We start from the raw sequence: 4025 nt of genomic DNA on the forward strand, positions 1-4025 counted from the left end.
GGGTGCTGCTGCCGCCGAGATCACGGCTGCATCATTGGTGCCGTGGATGGTGACGGTGATCACCTGGGACGTGCCGTCGGCGGTGGTCACGGTGATGCTGTCGGTATAGTCATGACCCGCCTTGAACTCRTCATGGGCRTCGTTCATGACATAAGTCCAGGTGCCGTCGGCGGCGATCGAGAACTTGCCGAAGCCATGGCTACCATCGACATCGGTCTGCACATCGAAGGCGGCCGAGCTGTCGACGTCGGAGGCGTCCAGCTTGCCGCCGGTGTTCTGGGCAGTGTCGGTCTCCGTCAGTTCCTGGGTGCTGCTGCCGCCGATCACGGCTGCATCATTGGTGCCGTGGATGGTGACCGTGATCACCTGGCTGGTGCCGTCGGCGGTGGTGACAGTGATGCTGTCGGTGTAGTCGTGGCCTGCCTTGAACTCGTCATGGGCATCGTTCATGACATAGGTCCAGGTGCCGTCGGCGGCGATCGAGAACTTGCCATAGCCATGGCTGCCATCGACATCGGTCTGCACATCGAAGTTGGCCGAACTGTCGACATCGGAAGCATCGAGCTTGCCGCCAGTGTTTTGAGCCGAATCCGTCTCCGTCAGTTCCTGGGTGCTCGTTCCTGTGATGAGGGCCGCGTCATTGGTGCCGTGGATAGTGACCGTGATCACCTGGGTGGTGCCGTCGGCGGTGGTGACGGTGATGCTGTCGGTATAGTCGTGGCCTGCCTTGAACTCGTCATGGGCATCGTTCATGACATAGATCCAGGTGCCATCAGCGGCGATGGTGAACTTGCCATAGCTGTGATTGCCGGCAACATCGGTCTGCGCGACGAAGTTGGCCGTGCTGTCGAGCTTGCCGCCGGTGTTCTGGGCGGTGTCGGTCTCCGTCAGTTCCTGCGCGCTGGTGCCGGTGATCACCGCGGCGTCATTGGTGCCATGGATGGTGACCGTGATCACCTGGGTGGTGCCATCAGCCGTGGCCACCGTGATGCTGTCGGTGTAATCCTGGCCGCCGACGAACTCGTCATGGGCATCATTCATGACATAGGTCCAGGTGCCATCTGCCAGGATGGTGAATGTGCCATAGCCGTGATTGCCGGCGACATCGGTCTGCACGACAAAGCTGTTCGGGCTATCGACATCAGTGGCACTGAGTTTGCCGCCCGTGTTTTGAGCGACGTTGGTCTCCGTCAGTTCCTGTGCGCTGGTGCCGGTTATGGCGGCGGCATCATTGGTGCCATGGATGGTCACGGTGATCATCTGGCTGGTGCCATCCGCCGTGGTCACGGTGATGCTGTCGGTATAGTCATGACCCGCCTTGAACTCATCATGAGCGTCGTTCATGACATAGGTCCAGGTACCATCGGCAGCGATGGTGAACTTGCCGTAGCCATTGCTACCATCGACATCGGTCTGCACATCGAAGTTGGCGGAACTATCGACGTCGGAAGCATCCAGCTTACCGCCGGTGTTTTGGGCCGAATCCGTCTCCGTCAGTTCCTGCGTGCTGGTGCCACCAATCACCGCGGCATCATTGGTTCCGTGGATGGTGACAGTGATCACCTGGGAGGTGCCGTCGGCGGTGGTCACGGTGATGCTGTCGGTATAGTCATGACCCGCCGTTAACTCATCATGAGCGTCGTTCATGACATAGGTCCAGGTACCATCGGCAGCGATGGTGAACTTGCCGTAGCCATTGCTACCATCGACATCGGTCTGCACATCGAAGTTGGCAGAGCTGTCGACATCGCTGGCATCGAGCTTGCCGCCGGTGTTTTGGGTTGAATCCGTCTCAGTCAGTTCTTGTGTGCTGCTGCCACCGATCGTCGCCGCATCATTGGTGCCGTGGATGGTGACCGTGATCACCTGTGAGGTGCCGTCGGCGGTGGTCACCGTGATGCTGTCGGTATAGTCATGACCCGCCTTGAACTCGTCATGGGCGTCGTTCATGATATAGGTCCAGGTGCCATCAGCCAGGATCGTAAACGTGCCATAGCCGTGATTGCCGGCAACATCGGTCTGCGCGACGAAGGTGTTGGGGCTGTCGACATCGGTGGCGCCAAGCTTGCCGCCAGTGTTTTGAGCGACGTCGGTCTCGGTCAGTTCCTGCGCACTGGTGCCGCCGATCACCGCGGCATCATTGGTGCCATGGATGGTCACGGTGATCACCTGGGAGGTGCCGTCGGCGGTCTTCACCGTGATGCTGTCGGTATAGTCATGACCCACCTTGAACTCGTCATGAGCGTCGTTCATGACATAGGTCCAGGTGCCGTCGGCCAGGATCGTGAACGTGCCATAGCCGTGATTGCCGGCGACATTGCTCTGCGCCGTGAACAGCGCCGAGCTATCGACATCGGAAGCGTCGAGCTTGCCACCGGTGCTCTGGGCCACGTCCGTCTCGGTCAGTTCCTGCGTGTTCGTCCCGGTGATCACCGCCGCGTCGTTGGTGCCGTGGATCGTCACGGTCAGCACCTTGGTGGTGCCATCAGCCGTGGCCACCGTGATGCTGTCGGTGTAATCTTGGCCGCCGGCGAACTCGTTATGAGCGCCGTTCATCACATAGGTCCAGGTGCCGTCGGCGGCGATGGTGAACGTGCCATAGCCATGATTGCCGGCGACATTGCTCTGCGCGACGAAGGCGGCAGAGCTGTCGGCATCGCTGGCACTGAGCTTGCCGCCGGTGGTCTGCGCGACATCGCTTTCGGTGAGCGTCTGCGTGGCTGTGCCGCCGATCACCGCCGCGTCGTTGGTGCCGTGGATGGTGACGGTCAGCACCTTGGTGGTGCCGTCGGCGGTCTTCACCGTGATGCTGTCGGTATAATCCTTGCCGCCCTGGAATTCATTATGGGCGCCGGTCATGGCATAGGTCCAGGTGCCGTCGGCCTGGATGGTGAACTTGCCGTAGCCATTGCTGCCGGCGACATTGGTCTGCGCGACGAAGGCAGCAGAGCTGTCGACATCCGTGGCGCTGAGCTTGCCGCCGGTGCTCTGCCCGGCGTCGGTCTCGGTGAGTTGCTGCGTGCTCGTGCCGGTGATCACCGCCGCATCATTGGTGCCGTGGATAGTGACCGTCAGCACCTTGGTGGTGCCGTCGGCCGTGGCCACGGTGATGCTGTCGGTGTAATCCTTGCCGCCCTGGAACTCATTATGGGCGCCCGTCATGGCATAGGTCCAGGTGCCGTCGGCGGCGATCGTGAACTTGCCATAGCCATTGCTGCCATTGACATTGGTCTGCGCGACGAAAGCGGCAGAGCTGTCGACATCGCTGGCGCTGAGCTTGCCGCCGGTGCTCTGCGTGACATCGGTTTCGGTGAGCGTCTGTGTGGCCGTGCCGCCGATCACCGCCGCGTCATTGGTGCCGTGGATGGTAACGGTCAGCACCTTGGTAGTGCCGTCGGCGGTCTTCACCGTGATGCTGTCGGTATAATCCTTGCCGCCCTGGAATTCATTATGGGCGCCCGTCATGGCATAGGTCCAGGTGCCGTCGGCCTGGATGGTGAACTTGCCGTAGCCATTGCTGCCGGCGACATTGTTCTGCGCGACGAAGGCGGCAGAGCCGTCGACATCGGTGGCGCTGAGCTTGCCGCCGGTGGTCTGCGCAGCATCGGTCTCGGTGAGCGTTTGCGTGTTCGTGCCGGTGATCACCGCCGCGTCGTTGCTGCCATGGATGGTGACGGTGAGCACCTTCATGGTGCCGTGAGCCGTGGTAACCGTGATGCTGTCGGTATAGTCCTTGCCGCCCTGGAACTCGTTATGCGCGCCCGTCATGGCATAGGTCCAGGTGCCGTCGGCGGCGATCGAGAACTTGCCATAGCCATTGCTGCCATTGACATTGGTCTGCGCGACAAAGGCGGCAGAGCTGTCGACATCCGTGGCACTGAGCTTGCCGCCTGTGCTCTGGGCGGCGTCGGTCTCGGTGAGCTGCTGCGTGTTCGTGCCGGTGATCACCGCCGCATCATTGGTGCCGTGGATGGTGACCGTCAGCACCTTGGTGGTGCCGTCGGCCGTGGCCACGGTGATGCTGT

The 4025-nt window shown here is 61.4% G+C and carries 1 protein-coding gene; it reads right to left on the minus strand.

Annotation, left to right across the window (positions count from 1 at the left end; genetic code table 11):
• Positions 1 to 4025 (minus strand): VCBS domain-containing protein (locus tag AC1DYF_RS40070; protein WP_477884472.1); only part of this gene is annotated, 4025 nt, incomplete at both ends.

It is taken from the genome of Rhizobium sp. P2_G9 (genome assembly GCF_056403475.1).